This is a genomic window from Streptomyces sp. WM6386 (assembly GCF_000972385.1).
In the GTDB taxonomy this organism is placed as follows: domain Bacteria; phylum Actinomycetota; class Actinomycetes; order Streptomycetales; family Streptomycetaceae; genus Streptomyces.
Genome location: NZ_JXTE01000035.1, coordinates 73,853 through 85,746 on the forward strand (window position 1 = coordinate 73,853; position 11,894 = coordinate 85,746).

The window sequence follows — 11,894 nt, forward strand, 5'->3', positions numbered from 1 at the left end:
CAAAACGAACGCCCCGGCATCGGTTTGGTGTCGGGGCGTGCGCACGTTCGGACGGGCGCCGCAGGCTGTCGGTGCTGCCCGATAGGCTGAAAGCATGACGCGAGCCGAGCAGCCAACGGCCCACCACCCGGCCCCCGACGACGCCCTTGCCGCGGACTCCCGCGAGCGCGCCGTCCGCGCCCTGTTGCGCCGACCGCAGCTCAGGAGGCTGTGGAGCGCGCAGCTGGTGGGGGGTGTCGGCGACGTACTCGCCCTCCTGGTGCTGGTCGTCCTGGCCCTCCAGGCGGCGATCGCCGAGGGGTCCTTCGGCGGCGGCTACCGGGGCGTGGCGTTCGCAGTGGCGACCGTCTTCGGGGTGCGCATTCTGGCCACGCTGCTCTTCGGGGCGGTGCTTCTCGGCCCGTTGACGTCGCTCACGTCGCCGGAGGGGCCGCTCGGCCGCCGCTGGACGATGGTCGGCGCGGACGCCGTGCGCACGCTGGCGCTGATCGTCGCGCCCCTGTGGATCGACTGGACGCCGGACAACGCACTGGCGGTCCTCCTGGTGACCGCCTTCGTGACCGGAGTCGCCGAGCGCTTCTGGACGGTGTGCCGCGAGAGCGCGGCGCCCGCCCTGCTGCCGGCCCCGCCGCCGGAGGGCGCGACCGTACGGCCGCTGCCGGACCACATGGACGCGCTGCGCCGCCTGTCGCTGCGTACGGGCTTCGTGGCGATCCCGCTCGCCGCCGCCGCACTTGTCGCGGCCTCGCTGGTCAACAACCTGCTGGGCGCCGGGATCGACTGGTTCGCCCAGCATCAGGCGGCCCTCGCCTCGTATGTCGCGGCCGGACTGTTCGCCGCGTCCCTGTCCGTGCTGACCTTCCTGGAACTGCCCGACACCCGCACTCCACGCGCGCGTTCCCCGCTGGAGGGCATGCGCCGCCCCAAGACGGGCACCGGCGTCGACAAGGGCCGCACCGGCGTGCTGCCGCTGCTGGTGCTGGCCTCCGCGGCCGTCGCCGGGGCGATCGCCGCCGCCGTCGCCGTGTCCGTGCTGCACGCCAAGGACCTGGGCGGCGGCCCGGTGACGTACGGCCTGCTGGTCCTGGCGCTGACCGGCGGGGTCGTCGTCGGCATCCGTACGGCCCCCAAGGTGCTGGTCTCGCTCTCGCGCCGCCGCCTGCTCGCGCTGGCGATCGCCTTCACCGGCGTCGCGCTGCTCGCCGCCGGCCTCGTCCCGGACGTCACCACCGTCGTCCTGATCGTCGCGCTGGCCGGTGCCGGCGCGGGCGTGGCCGCCAACACCGGGCACACGCTCCTCGACCAGGAGGCCGAGGACTACCGGCGCGGGCGCACGACCGAGCATCTGCACGCGGTCGTACGGGTCTTCGTGGCGCTCGGCGCGGTGATCGCCCCGCTGGTCGCCGCGCTGATCGGGCCGCACCGGCTGGAGAGCGGCAAGTTCGTGTTCGCGCACGGCGGCGCGGCGTTCACGCTGATGCTGATCGGCGCACTGCTGCTGCCGGTGGCCGCGCTGGTGCTCGCCAAGGTCGACGACCGTTCCGGTGTGCCGCTGCGGCACGATCTGCGGGACGCGCTGCTGGGCGGCGACGACCCGGTGACGGCGCCTGCGTCCGCTGGTTTCTTCATCGCCCTGGAGGGCGGCGACGGGGCCGGCAAGTCCACCCAGGCCGAGGCGCTCGCCGAGTGGATAAGGGCCAAGGGCCACGAGGTCGTGGTGACGCGCGAGCCGGGGGCGACGCCGGTCGGCAAGCGGCTGCGGTCGATCCTGCTCGACGTGTCCAGCGCCGGGCTCTCGCACCGCGCGGAGGCCCTGCTGTACGCGGCCGACCGCGCGGAGCACGTGGACACCGTGGTGCGTCCCGCGCTGGAGCGGGGCGCGGTCGTGATCTCGGACCGGTACGTCGACTCGTCCGTCGCCTACCAGGGGGCGGGCCGCGACCTGTCGCCGACGGAGATCGCCCGCATCAACCGCTGGGCGACCAACGGACTGGTGCCGAATCTGACCGTGCTCCTCGACGTGTCCCCGGAGATCGCCCGCGAGCGGTTCACCGAGGCGCCGGACCGGCTGGAGTCGGAGCCGGCGGAGTTCCACGCGCGCGTGCGGTCCGGGTTCCTGACGCTGGCCGCCGCCGACCCCGGGCGCTATCTCGTCGTCGACGCGGGCCAGGAGCCCGAGGCTGTCACGACCGTCGTACGCCACCGGCTCGATCAGCTCCTGCCGCTCTCCGAGCAGGAGATCCGCGAGCAGGAGGAGGCCCGGCGCAAGGCCGAGGAGGAAGCGCGCCGCAAGGCCGAGGAAGAGGCCGCGCGCAAGGCCGAGGAGGAGCGCCTGGAGCGCGAGCGCCAGGAGCAGCTGGAGCGGCTGCGCGCCGAGGAGGAGGAGCGCAAGCGGCGCGAGCTGGAGGAGGCGCAGCGCCGCGAGGCCGAGCGGCAGGCGGAGGAGGCCCGGCTGCGGGCCGAGGAAGCGCGCAGGCGTGCCGAGGAGGAGCGGGTTCGGCTCCTCGCCGAGGAGAAGGCGCGGGCCGAGGAGGAAGCGCGGCGCAAGGTCGAGGAGGACCGGCGTCGCAAGCAGGCCGAGGAAGAGGCGCGGCTGCGGGCCGAGGCCGAGGCGCGGCGTGTGGAGAAGCAGCGCAAGGCCGAGGAGGCGCTGCTGCGGGCCGAGGAGGCGCGACGGCTCGCCGAGCAGGCCGCGGCCGCCGCGGAGGCGGGACCGAAGAAGCCGGCACCGCCCGCGGTCGTCCCTCCGGAGGCGGCGACCGTGCCCACGCCGGTGGTGACGCCGACGAACGCGTCGGGTGGACCGGTGGAGGAGACGGCCGTGCTGCGGCCGGTGCGGGACGACAAGGCCGAAGGGGCCGCCGACAACGAGGTGACGGCCGAGCTGCCCAAGCCGCCGGCCGGGGCCGCGGACGAGACGGCCGTGCTGCCTCCCGTCGTGCCGGGTGCGGCCGACGAGACGGCTGTGCTGCCGCCGGTGGTGCCGGGTGCGGCCGATGAGACGGCTGTGCTGCCGCCGGTGGTGCCGGGTGCCGCGGACGAGACCGCCGTGCTGCCGCCGGTGCCGGGTGAGGCTCCTGCGGATCGGGTGCCGCCGGGGTACTTCCGGGAGGACCAGGCGGGGTCGGACGGGACCGAGGACCGTACGCGGGAGATGCCTCAGGTCGACGAGACGGGGGCGCCCCGGCGGCGGCCCCGGTCGGACTGGGCCGAGGAGACACCGCTGGACGACCTGCCGTCGCTGGCGGACGAGCTGCTGGGCCCGCGTGACGGTGATGACTTCGGCGACGAGCGTGGGCGCCGGGGCCGGGGACGCCGGGGCTGAGGCAGGTCCCTCGGTTCCCTGACGGAGCCCTGTTGTCAGTGCCGGCCCGCACAATGGAGCCAGCACCCCCGACCGTGACGAAAGGGCGGCACCACCCATGACCGTCTGGGACGACCTCGTCGGCCAGGAGAAGGTGAGCGAGCAGCTCGGAGCCGCCGCTCGGGACGCCGACGCGCTCGTCACCGCGGCCACCACCGGCACCCCGCCGCCCGAGGCGTCGAAGATGACCCACGCCTGGTTGTTCACGGGCCCGCCCGGGGCCGGCCGGACGCAGACCGCGCGGGCCTTCGCCGCCGCCCTGCAGTGCGTGAGCCCCGACCGCGCGCTCGGCGGAATCCCCGGGTGCGGGTTCTGCGACGGATGTCATACGGCACTCATCGGCACGCACGCGGACGTCACCACCGTCGCCGCCGTCGGCACGCAGATCCTCGCCGACGACATGAGGGACACCGTCCGCAAGTCGTACACCTCTCCGGCGACCGGCCGCTGGCAGGTGATCCTCGTCGAGGACGCCGAGCGGCTGAACGAGAAGTCGGCCAACGCGGTGCTGAAGGCCGTCGAGGAGCCCGCCCCCCGTACTGTCTGGCTGCTGTGCGCCCCGTCCGTCGAGGACGTCCTGCCCACCATCCGCTCCCGCTGCCGGCACCTCAATCTGCGCACGCCCTCCGTCGACGCGGTCGCCGACCTTCTCGTACGACGGGAAGGCATCGAGCCCGCCGTGGCCGCGGCCGTCGCACGGGCCACGCAGGGGCATGTCGACCGGGCCCGGCGGCTGGCCACCGACCCCGCCGCGCGCGAGCGCAGGGCCGCCGTCCTCAGGCTGCCGCTGCGCGTCGAGGACATCGGCGGCTGCCTCAGGGCCGCCCAGGAGCTCGTGGACGCGGCCGCCGAGGACGCCAAGCTGCTCGCCGAGGAGATGGACAACAAGGAGACCGAGGAGCTGAAGACGGCCATGGGCGCATCCCAGGGCGGTCGTATGCCGCGCGGTACGGCGGGGGTGATGAAGGACCTGGAGGACAAGCAGAAGCGGCGCCGGACCCGTACCCAGCGCGACAGCCTCGACCTCGCCCTGACCGACCTCACCGGCTTCTACCGCGACGTCCTCGCCCTCCAGCTCGGCTCCCGGGTGGCGATCGCCAACGGGGACGCCGAGGAGGCTCTGGAGCGCCTGGCCCGCGGCAACACCCCGGAGTCGACGCTGCGCCGCATCGAGGCGATCGCCGCCTGCCGGGACGCCCTCGACCGCAATGTGGCGCCGCTGCTCGCCGTGGAGGCGATGACGATGGCGCTCAGAGCGGGCTGAGGCACCGCCCCTCGGAGCCTCGGTACCTTTCACGATCAACAGTAGGTTGACCAGGTCCCTCGTACGAGCCGCAAGGTGTACGGAAGGCAACTGACAGGCTGCGCAGAGTTACTCTCGGTTGATGCACATCAGGCGCAGTCTCCGCCCCCCGGCACACCCGATCGCCCCGCCGCCTCACCGGCGTTCGCGCACCGGCGGTGCCATTCTCGCCGTTGCCGCGCTGGTCGTGTCCGCCTGCTCCGCGGGGAGCGGGTCCGCCGGCTCGGCCGCGGAGGCGGCGGCGCTGGCCGCGCTGCCGAAGGCCACGCCGGCCGCTCTGTCGCCGTACTACGGACAGAAGCTGAGCTGGCGCAGCTGCGGAGTGCCCGGTTTCCAGTGCGCCACGATGAAGGCACCGCTCGACTACGACAAGCCGGACGACGGTGACGTCCGCCTCGCTGTCTCCCGCAAGAAGGCGACCGGCACCGGCAAGGCGCTGGGCTCGCTGCTGGTGAACCCGGGCGGGCCGGGCGGCTCGGCGATCGGCTACCTCCAGGCCTACGCCGGGATCGGCTACCCCGCCGAGGTCCGTGCCCGGTACGACATGGTCGCGGTCGACCCGCGCGGCGTCGCCCGCAGCGAGCCCGTGGAGTGCCTGGACGGGCGCGACATGGACGCGTACACGCAGACCGACACGACACCCGATGACGAGGAGGAGACCGAGGAACTCGTCGCCGCGTTCCAGAAGTTCGCGGAGGGGTGCGGTGCCGACTCGCCCGAGCTGTTGCGGCATGTGTCCACCGTCGAGGCGGCGCGGGACATGGACATCCTGCGGGCGGCGCTGGGCGACGAGAAGCTGACGTACGTCGGGGCGTCGTACGGAACGTTCCTCGGGGCGACGTACGCGGGCCTCTTCCCGGACCGGGTCGGCCGACTGGTCCTGGACGGCGCGATGGACCCGTCCCTGTCCGCGCGGCGCACGAACCTCGACCAGACGGCGGGGTTCGAGACGGCGTTCCAGTCGTTCGCGCGGGACTGTGTGCAGCAGTCGGACTGTCCGCTGGGCACGAAGGCGGGCGAGGTCGGCAGCAACCTCAAGGCGTTCTTCGAGAAGCTCGACGCCCGGCCGATCCCCACGGGCGACGTGGACGGCCGCAAACTCGGCGAGTCCCTCGCCACCACCGGGGTCATCGCGGCGATGTACGACGAGGGCGCCTGGGCGCAGCTGCGCGAGGCGCTGACCTCGGCGATGAAGGAGAACGACGGCGCGGGACTGCTGGTCCTCTCCGACAGCTACTACGAGCGGGACGCCGATGCCCGCTACTCGAACCTGATGTTCGCCAACGCGGCGGTGAACTGCCTGGACCTCCCCGCGGCGTTCAGCTCTGCGGACCAGGTGCGGGACGCGCTGCCGGAGTTCGAGAAGGCGTCCCCCGTCTTCGGCGAGGGCCTGGCATGGGCCTCGCTGAACTGCACGTACTGGCCGGTGGGGGCGACGGGTGAGCCGCATCGCATCACCGCGAAGGGCGCCGCCCCGATCGTGGTCGTCGGCACCACCCGCGACCCGGCCACCCCGTACCGCTGGGCCCGCGCCCTGGCCGCCCAGCTCTCTTCCGCCCGCCTCCTCACCTACGAGGGCGACGGTCACACCGCCTACGGTCGCGGCAGCGCCTGCATCGACTCCACCATCGACGCGTACCTCCTCCGGGGAACCCCGCCGACGAGGGGGAAGCGCTGCTCGTAGCCGCCTCGACCGGCCCCGGAATGCCCCCTCTGGGGCCGGTACGGAGCACCCTCCGAAACTGTGTAGACTTACCGGCGTTGCTGATCGCACCATGGTGCGGACGGCGCGCCGCCTTAGCTCAGATGGCCAGAGCAACGCACTCGTAATGCGTAGGTCTCGGGTTCGAATCCCGAAGGCGGCTCTGGAAAGCCCTGGGACTCACTCGCCGTGACCTGGGGTTTTTCCTTTTACCGGATGCGGCGGCGGCGCTGTGAGCGGGTCGTGCGGGTGTCGGTGGTCTCAGTTCTGGTCTCAGTGGGACCGGAAACCGGGTCCGGGGCGGGGTTTGGGGGAGCGGTGCAAAGAACTCGCCCATGCGTCGCATCGCGTCCTTCGACAGGTGCGATCTGCCCTTCACGTAGCGGCGGGTCTGGCTGATCTGGGTGTGGCGCAGGATCTCCATGATCGTGGTCATGTCGACGCCCAGCTCGTTCAGGATCGTGCCTGCGGTGTGCCGGCTTCCGTCGTACAGGCGCCGGTCGTCGATCCCGGCCTCGGCCAGCAACTCCTTGAACTCCTCGTGGTCCTGCCGGGGGTCAAGCGGGCGCCCGTCGAGCCGCGAGAAGACGACGTGGTGTTCCTCCCACAGTTCTCCGGCCGCGGCTCACATCGCTGTCTGTCGGGCCTTGTGGTCCGCCAGGAAGGGGATGAAGTCGGGTGGGATCGGGACCGCGTTCCGTCTTGGCGTTGGGCACCTGCTCGGCCGGGTCGTCCAGGCCCGGCACGGAGACCGTCCCCTTGCCGCCGCGGTCCAGGATCGCCTTCACCTGAGCGGCAACGGCTGAGGTATCCACAGCCTGTGTACCGCCGGTCGAGCAGGAGGCCGAGGCACTCCTGGCCCCGATGGCGAGGATCGGAACGGCCAGCAGCAGCGGGCCGGAGGCGAAGAGACCGACGACGGCTCCGGTGGTCTTCTTCATCGCCGCCGCTGTTCGCCGGGGCGGACAGCCCGGCCGGGCAACGGAGTTGGGTCACGGCGTGGGCGTATCAGGGCGTGCTGCATCGCAGCGACTCCTCGGGTTCGCACCCAGATCTGCCTGGTGACCGGGCTGACGTACACCACAACGCGGACCGTGAACGGAACGAAGACGGTCACCGGCGAAGCCGACATGGTCGTCATCAACTACAGCTACAGCGACACCGGGCTGCCCACGTTTGCCCACCAGCTCGAGCTCTCAATGTACGGCGGATGGGGAGGCGCCCAGAAAGCCTCTGTCGACGGGCAGGCGACCCTGAGCGGGTCCTGCACACTGGAGAGCTCCTCGTTCCCGGCACAGCCCCTGCTGCCCCTGAACTCCTGGCGGTCGGGCGAGGCATTCTTCGACACCACCGCCACGGCGGCCGGCGCCATCGGCAACCGCGCCACGTACTGGTACCTCACCTTCACCAACGCCGGGTACCCCGCGGCCGTCACCTCCTACGACCTCAACGAGTTCCGTTGCGACAACGCCACCGTCGGACGGGCCACCGTGGGCTGCGTGGTGCCCTGGTACGCGTCAGAACTCGTCTACAGCAGTGCCTCCTACCCGTCTCTCGCCTCTCACGTTCAGCGCGCCCAGGCATCGGGACTCCCCGGCGCCACGTTCGCGAACCCGCTGACCAGGACCGAAGATGACACGATCATCAACACGAACCGTCAGATGGCCTGCGGAGACGCCCCCAGCATCACGGGCCTGAGCTGCGACGAATACCCCATCGCACGCTCCCGTGAAGGACTGTCCTCCGGTGGTACACGCAGCACCTTCGACGGATGCCAGATGCCCAATGTGTCCTCCGGGACGGGTCCGACCGGCGTCAGCGTGTACATGATCACGGCCACCGGGAACAACGCCCAGGGCGGCCTGAACACCCAGTTCTTCCGAGCTGAGCGCGTCCTCGACGGCGACCCCTTCAGAGTCACCCACGCAGTAACGGTAGTGCCGTTCCGGGACGGCCCACGCACTGCCCGCCCCCGTGCAAACCATGGCAGGCTTGCGCCCAGAGCGATGACGTACCAGCCGGGAGAGACATGGTCACCGCACACGACGTGTACGTCCCGGAAGGCACTTTCGGTGTCCTCGACGCTGGAGAAATCCCTGTCCAGACGGCGGACTGGAGCAATGGACTTGCCGTCCCCATGTCACAGGGGGCTCTCATTGTCACGGGAATCCACACCGGCGCCATCCGGGCCACGGCAACCGCTCTGACCGGTCCGCCGGCTGCGTCGACGGACGCCTCCTGGGAAGAGATCGTGGAAATGAGCGTGAACGTCCCCACGGGCCTCCTCCGGGTCGAGTCCCTCGAACAAGGCCCGGTCGACGGACTTGCCCCCCTCAGCCCGGCGGGCCCTGGCTGGTACCGGCTGCGCGTTCACGGGCGAGGCCGCAACATCCTTCCGGACAAGGCCAGCGCCGAGCCGGTGGAGGACTACCTCTTGGTGACATGGCCGGCGCCGCACTCCGAGGCAGACATCATCCGCAGCAGCGACCGCATCGACCAGGCCCTCGCTCACGCCCCCGACATGCCCAAACCGCAGCAGCCCGCTCCTGCGCGGAGCCCAGAGCAGGAAGCCCTCCGCCGACGGTTGCTACGAGGGTAGACCGTTTCGTCTCAACAGAGCGGGTCGGCAAGGCGGGCTTCGAGATCGGCGATGCGCCGGTCCTGGAAGCGGAGGTTGGAGCGGGCGGCCTTGAGCCGTTCCTCGAGGGTGCGGTTGTCGGCGGTCAGTTGGCGGACCCGCTGCTTGAGCGCGGTGTTCTCGGTGGTGATCCGCTGCATGGCCTCCTCGGTCCACTCGGCCTCCAAGTCGCGTATCCGGCCGAGGGATTCGCCGATGCGGGTGCGCTGGGCGAGGATCTCGGCGTGGGTGGCCTTAAGGGCGTCCCCGGCGTTCAGGGCGCGTTCGCGCCACGGCGCCTCATGTTCGGCGTCCTGTTCAGCGAGCGTGCGGGATCGGTGTTCGCCGGCCTGAGCCATCGCCGCGGCGACCGCGGTTCCGGCCTCGACGTTGTCGTACAGGAAGGTGCGCGAGACGTCTGCTCGGCGGGCGATGGCGGCGACGCTGACCTGGGCTTCCTCGCGTCGGAGCCGGGCGATGGCCTGGTGGACGCGCTCAGGGGCGGCTTCGGTCTTGCGGCGGCGGGCGGCCAGAGCCGCCGCGGTGCGGGGTTCAGAAACGATGGCGGTGTTCATGCGGCTTCCTGTTCGGGGTCGTCGCCGTCGGCTGTGCACGCATTGCTGTTCTCGTCCGGCTCGTCGCTGCCCGCGTCGGCGAGGTCGACGGCGCGGAAGGCGGTGGACCACACGCGGTGGAAGTAGTCCTGGGTTTGCGCAGGTCCACGGCGAGGGCGTCGTCGAGGAGGCGAACCACGGGGTGTCCACAGGCGTAACACGGGGGCCTGGTGGCCACTGCGACGTTCTCACGCTCTTCCCGGGCCGTGTGCAGCGTCGGGCCTCGCGGCTGATGACTGAGGGTCCGGTGCAGGCAGCAGCCGGTGCAGCAACGACTGTTCCAGTTCGATCAGTATGGCTTCGCTGCTGGTGTAGCGGCCGGGCAGGGTGTGCCACAGAACCAGCTGGCCATGCAGGGCGGTCCACAGGTGGATGCCGATGGTTTCGGCCTCCGCTCGACGGTCAGGGGCCGTCGCCGCGAGGTAGGTGTCCACGGTGTGGCTCCACGCCTGGGGCACAGTGCCGAGGGGGGTGTCGGCGGAGCGTCGGCTCTCCGGCTCGTACTCCAGGCTGAACATCAGCCGGTACCGGCGCGGCTTGTCGATGGCGAACCTGCGATAGGCGGTGATCGTGGCCCTTATGCGCTCCCACGGGTTGGCACCGGCTGCGGCGGCCGTTTCGCCGACCGCGCTCATCTCCGCGGCCAGCGCCTGGTAAGCGGCGTCGAGCACGGTGGCGACCAGTTCGGTCTTGTCCTTGAAGTGCAGATAGACGCTGGGCGCGGAGATACCGACCTCGCGCGCGACCCCGCGCAGTGAGAGTGCGTCCTCGCGTCCCGTCTCCTCCAGGATGCGGGTCGCCGCGTCAAGGATCTCCTGCCGCAGCCGTTCCCCCTCGCCCCGCACATTGGGCACCCGTCTGGCCTGCGACTTCATGGCCACCTCCTCACTGCCTGCACCCTATCTCCCCCCAAAGTGCCCATCCCGTACGGCAAGACGTCACCGGGCGGAACAGAGGAAGGGAACTATCCCCTTCGGCTAACGGTGTTAGTCTAGCGACCAGCACGCCTAACGCTGTTAGTCGAAGGTGGAAGGGACAGCCATGACCTCGTCTCCGTCGGAAAATGCGTTCACGCTCGCCCGTCCCAAGGATGCGCCTCTCGATCCTCCGCCCCTGTATGCCGAACTGCGGGCGGAACAACCGGTCACCCGCGTCTCCCTGTGGGAGGGGCGGCTCAGCCCGTGGCTGGTGACCCGCTGGGAGGACGCCCGGGCGGTGCTCGGCAGCCCGGCGTTCAGCGTCGATTTCTCCCTGCCCGGTGCGCCCAACTTCATGGAAGGCGCCCAGCAGGGCCCGCCCGGCTTCTTCCAGAACCACGACGATCCGGTGCACTCCGTGATGCGGCGCACCCTAACCCGGGAGTTCATGGTCAAACGCATCAACGCGCTGCGTCCCGCCATCGCCCGCCTGACCGACGAACTCCTCGGCAGCCTCACCGGGCGGGAGGGCCCGGCCGACTTCGTGGAGCACTTCGCGCTGCCGCTGCCCTCCCTGGTGATCTGCGAACTGCTGGGCGTGCCCTATGAGGACCACGGCTTCTTCCAGCAGCACTCGAAGGTCATCGTCGACCTGACCGCCACCGCGGGAGAAGTCCGCCGGGCGCAACAAGCCCTCTCCGCCTATCTGCTGGAACTCGTGCAGGCCAAACGCAAGACCCCCGGCGACGACGTGATCACCCGCCTCGCCGCCCAGGCGGACGAGGGCGTCATCACCGACCAGGACGCCGCCGACCTGAGCGCCTTCCTGCTGTTCGCCGGGCACGAGACGACCGCGAACATGATCGCGCTGGGCACCATCACCCTGCTGCACCACCCCGACCAGATCCCGTATCTCCTCGGCGAACAGAAGCAAGTGGCCAACGCGGTGGAGGAACTGCTGCGCCACATCTCGATCGTGCACGGCGGGATGCGCCGTACCGCCGTCGAGGACGTCACCATCGGCGGCGTCACCATCAGCGCCGGCGAAGGCGTGATCGTCCCCATCCACGTCGCCAACCGCGACCCGGAATTCTTCACCGCCCCCGACGACGTCGACCTGGCACGCGCCAACGCCCGCATGCACCTGGCCTTCGGCTACGGCGTCCACCAGTGCCTCGGCCAGCCGCTGGCCCGCGCCGAGCTCCAGATCGTCCTGCCCGAACTCTTCCGTCGGCTTCCCAGGCTGAAGATCGCCGTGCCGATGGAGGACATCGCCTTCAAAGAGGACACGGTCGTCTACGGCGTCCGCGAACTGCCCGTCACCTGGTGACCCGGGCCGACCGGCCCCCCCACGTAGCCCCCCACCCCCCCACGTAG

8 protein-coding genes, 1 tRNA gene and 2 pseudogenes are annotated in these 11,894 nt (G+C 71.1%); 7 read left to right on the top strand and 4 right to left on the bottom strand.

Features of this window, described 5'->3' with window-relative positions; translation table 11 throughout:
- Positions 1–94 precede the first annotated feature (94 nt).
- From tmk to TN53_RS22080, 4 genes are all read left to right on the top strand, one after another.
- The gene (gene tmk, locus TN53_RS22065; protein WP_046260315.1) at positions 95–3,325 is read left to right on the top strand and encodes a dTMP kinase; all 3,231 of its coding nucleotides are present in this window, start codon (positions 95–97) and stop codon (positions 3,323–3,325) included.
- Between the two features lie 97 nt (positions 3,326–3,422).
- Positions 3,423–4,628 carry a DNA polymerase III subunit delta' gene (locus TN53_RS22070; RefSeq protein WP_046260316.1) on the top strand — a complete coding sequence of 402 codons (1,206 nt, stop codon included), beginning with the start codon at positions 3,423–3,425 and terminating at the stop codon, positions 4,626–4,628.
- 121 nt (positions 4,629–4,749) lie between these two features.
- Positions 4,750–6,351, top strand: coding sequence for an alpha/beta hydrolase (locus tag TN53_RS22075; protein WP_095046643.1), 1,602 nt, complete (start codon positions 4,750–4,752; stop codon positions 6,349–6,351).
- Positions 6,352–6,458: 107 nt separating this feature from the next.
- Positions 6,459–6,532: transfer RNA gene (locus TN53_RS22080), tRNA-Thr, on the top strand.
- Between the two features lie 270 nt (positions 6,533–6,802).
- On the opposite strand, the pseudogene TN53_RS48400 reads toward TN53_RS22080, so the two are convergent.
- A pseudogene (locus tag TN53_RS48400) lies at positions 6,803–6,979 on the bottom strand (integrase); the annotation flags it as partial.
- An 88-nt stretch (positions 6,980–7,067) separates the two neighbouring features.
- A pseudogene (locus tag TN53_RS49345) lies at positions 7,068–7,310 on the bottom strand (hypothetical protein); the annotation flags it as partial.
- Positions 7,311–7,463: 153 nt separating this feature from the next.
- Between TN53_RS49345 and TN53_RS47360 the strand changes: the two are divergent.
- Together TN53_RS47360 and TN53_RS45370 are read left to right on the top strand one after the other, a co-directional pair.
- Positions 7,464–8,576 (top strand): hypothetical protein, encoded by a 1,113-nt coding sequence (locus TN53_RS47360; RefSeq protein WP_159038165.1) that lies wholly within the window; start codon positions 7,464–7,466, stop codon positions 8,574–8,576.
- Positions 8,577–8,626: 50 nt separating this feature from the next.
- The gene (locus TN53_RS45370) at positions 8,627–8,968 is read left to right on the top strand and encodes a hypothetical protein (protein ID WP_159038166.1); all 342 of its coding nucleotides are present in this window, start codon (positions 8,627–8,629) and stop codon (positions 8,966–8,968) included.
- Positions 8,969–8,979: 11 nt separating this feature from the next.
- Here TN53_RS45370 and TN53_RS22100 read toward each other — a convergent pair whose 3' ends face one another.
- Positions 8,980–9,561, bottom strand: coding sequence for a DUF6262 family protein (locus TN53_RS22100; protein WP_046260319.1), 582 nt, complete (start codon positions 9,559–9,561; stop codon positions 8,980–8,982).
- Between the two features lie 227 nt (positions 9,562–9,788).
- The gene (locus TN53_RS22105; protein ID WP_046260320.1) at positions 9,789–10,475 is read right to left on the bottom strand and encodes a TetR/AcrR family transcriptional regulator; all 687 of its coding nucleotides are present in this window, start codon (positions 10,473–10,475) and stop codon (positions 9,789–9,791) included.
- A 166-nt stretch (positions 10,476–10,641) separates the two neighbouring features.
- Between TN53_RS22105 and TN53_RS22110 the strand changes: the two genes are divergently transcribed.
- Positions 10,642–11,847: a cytochrome P450 gene (locus tag TN53_RS22110; protein WP_046260321.1), complete on the top strand. Its 1,206-nt coding sequence runs from the start codon at positions 10,642–10,644 to the stop codon at positions 11,845–11,847.
- Positions 11,848–11,894: the final 47 nt, after the last annotated feature.

Coding starts and splice junctions, on each gene's coding strand:
- tmk (WP_046260315.1), top strand. CDS start 95: ATGACGCGAGCCGAGCAGCCAACGGCCCACCACCCGGCCCCCGACGAC.
- TN53_RS22070 (WP_046260316.1), top strand. CDS start 3,423: ATGACCGTCTGGGACGACCTCGTCGGCCAGGAGAAGGTGAGCGAGCAG.
- TN53_RS22075 (WP_095046643.1), top strand. CDS start 4,750: ATGCACATCAGGCGCAGTCTCCGCCCCCCGGCACACCCGATCGCCCCG.
- TN53_RS45370 (WP_159038166.1), top strand. CDS start 8,627: ATGAGCGTGAACGTCCCCACGGGCCTCCTCCGGGTCGAGTCCCTCGAA.
- TN53_RS22100 (WP_046260319.1), bottom strand. CDS start 9,561: ATGAACACCGCCATCGTTTCTGAACCCCGCACCGCGGCGGCTCTGGCC.
- TN53_RS22105 (WP_046260320.1), bottom strand. CDS start 10,475: ATGAAGTCGCAGGCCAGACGGGTGCCCAATGTGCGGGGCGAGGGGGAA.
- TN53_RS22110 (WP_046260321.1), top strand. CDS start 10,642: ATGACCTCGTCTCCGTCGGAAAATGCGTTCACGCTCGCCCGTCCCAAG.